This is a genomic window from Streptomyces pseudogriseolus (assembly GCA_002154585.1).
GTDB classification, from domain to species: domain Bacteria; phylum Actinomycetota; class Actinomycetes; order Streptomycetales; family Streptomycetaceae; genus Streptomyces; species Streptomyces pseudogriseolus.
The window spans coordinates 1-1,706 of the sequence record MUNG01000531.1; the positions used below are offsets into that span (position 1 = coordinate 1).

Here is a 1,706-nt window from a genome sequence, read left to right on the forward strand (position 1 = left end):
GTGTCCCCGCGCTCGGTCAGCACGATCGGGCGGTCCGGGGCGACGGCGCGGTCGACGACCGCGTGGTACTGGCCCTCCGTCGCCGCGATGTCCAGGCCGAACCGGCGCAGCGCGATCATGTGCGGCTCCACCGTGCGGGTGCCGAGGTCGCAGCCGCCGGCGTACGGCAGCATGAAGCGGTCCATGCGGTGCAGCAGCGGGCCGAGGAACATGATGATGGAGCGGGTACGGCGGGCCGCCTCCGCGTCGATCGCGGCGAGGTCCAGCTCGGCCGGCGGCACGATCTCCAGGTCGACGCCGTCGTTGATCCAGCGGGTGCGCACGCCGATGGAGTTCAGCACCTCCAGGAGGCGGTACACCTCCTCGATGCGGGCGACGCGGCGCAGCACCGTGCGCCCGCTGTTGAGCAGCGAGGCGCACAGCAGTGCCACGCACGCGTTCTTGCTCGTCTTGACGTCGATGGCGCCGGAGAGCCGGCGGCCGCCCACCACCCGCAGGTGCATCGGGCCCGCGTAGCCCAGGGAGACGATCTCACTGTCCAGCGCCTCGCCGATGCGGGCGATCATCTCAAGGCTGATGTTCTGGTTGCCGCGCTCGATCCGGTTGACGGCGCTCTGACTCGTGCCGAGCGCCTCGGCGAGCTGCGTCTGTGTCCAGCCGCGGTGCTGCCTGGCGTCACGGATGAGCTTGCCGATGCGTACGAGGTAGTCGTCTGCCATGAGGTTGAGGCTATCTCAGATATGAGATGGCACCTCTTGGGGGGTCCATTCGGGTGACAGTCGGGTGATGTGACGTCAATGTTCCCCGGTCATCCGCTGGTCCGACGGCTGCGGGTGGTGCGCCGCCATCCGAAAGGTCCGGGCAAATCCATCGATGTCGTACGACGTCCGGTGCTGCTCCGGGTGTGCCGGGGGCCGTTCTTCCCGCCGGTGGTGATGGACCACGACTTCTTGTTGATGTTCAGCCGCACCCCCGGAAGGATCCGGAAACTCTTGCGGAACGTGAGGGGCATCTCGCCTCCCTGCTCGGTGATCGGGCCTGCCGTGACTGACTGTGTCTCAGTCGGATACCCCGGTCCTCGGCCGTGATGACTCCGAGGCCGCGTCGGCCGCGTCGGCCGTGGCGCCGAGCCGCCCCTGGCGGGAGGCTGGGGGAAGGAAAGGTGGAAACGTGCCCGCGAGGCACGGAAAGGGCGCACCGGAACCCGGGCATGACCATTCCGCGCCCGTGTACTAGAGTTATCTCGACATCGAGATATCTGCCGAGGCGCACCGCGGTCGCCACACGAGTTAGGCATACCTAACTTAGCCTGACCTCACCGGAACGGCCAAGCCGGCGTGGCGGCACGATTGACGGTGGTACGCGCACATCAATGAAGGAGACTGTCGTGTCGGCGAACAGCTTCGACGCCCGCAGCACGCTGCAGGTGGGCGACGAGTCGTACGAGATCTTCCGGCTGGACAAGGTCGAGGGCTCCGCGCGCCTTCCCTACAGCCTGAAGGTGCTGCTGGAGAACCTCCTCCGCACCGAGGACGGCGCGAACATCACCGCCGGCCACATCCGCGCCCTGGGCGGCTGGGACTCCCAGGCGCAGCCGTCGCAGGAGATCCAGTTCACGCCGGCCCGCGTGATCATGCAGGACTTCACCGGCGTGCCCTGTGTCGTCGACCTCGCCACGATGCGTGAGGCCGTGAAGGAGCTCGGCG

At 67.9% G+C, this 1,706-nt stretch carries 2 protein-coding genes and 1 pseudogene; 1 reads left to right on the top strand and 2 read right to left on the bottom strand.

Annotated elements, in window-relative coordinates; translation table 11 throughout:
- Both CCN29_RS32235 and CCN29_RS32240 read right to left on the bottom strand, forming a co-directional pair.
- The coding region (locus CCN29_RS32235) for a carboxyvinyltransferase (RefSeq protein WP_143661444.1) at positions 1–719 on the bottom strand (719 nt) is incomplete at its 3' end.
- Between the two features lie 89 nt (positions 720–808).
- Positions 809–1,012: a DUF4236 domain-containing protein gene (locus tag CCN29_RS32240; RefSeq protein ID WP_006135942.1), complete on the bottom strand. Its 204-nt coding sequence runs from the start codon at positions 1,010–1,012 to the stop codon at positions 809–811.
- Between the two features lie 360 nt (positions 1,013–1,372).
- On the opposite strand from CCN29_RS32240, the pseudogene acnA reads away from it, so the two are divergent.
- A pseudogene (acnA, locus tag CCN29_RS32245) lies at positions 1,373–1,706 on the top strand (aconitate hydratase); the annotation flags it as partial.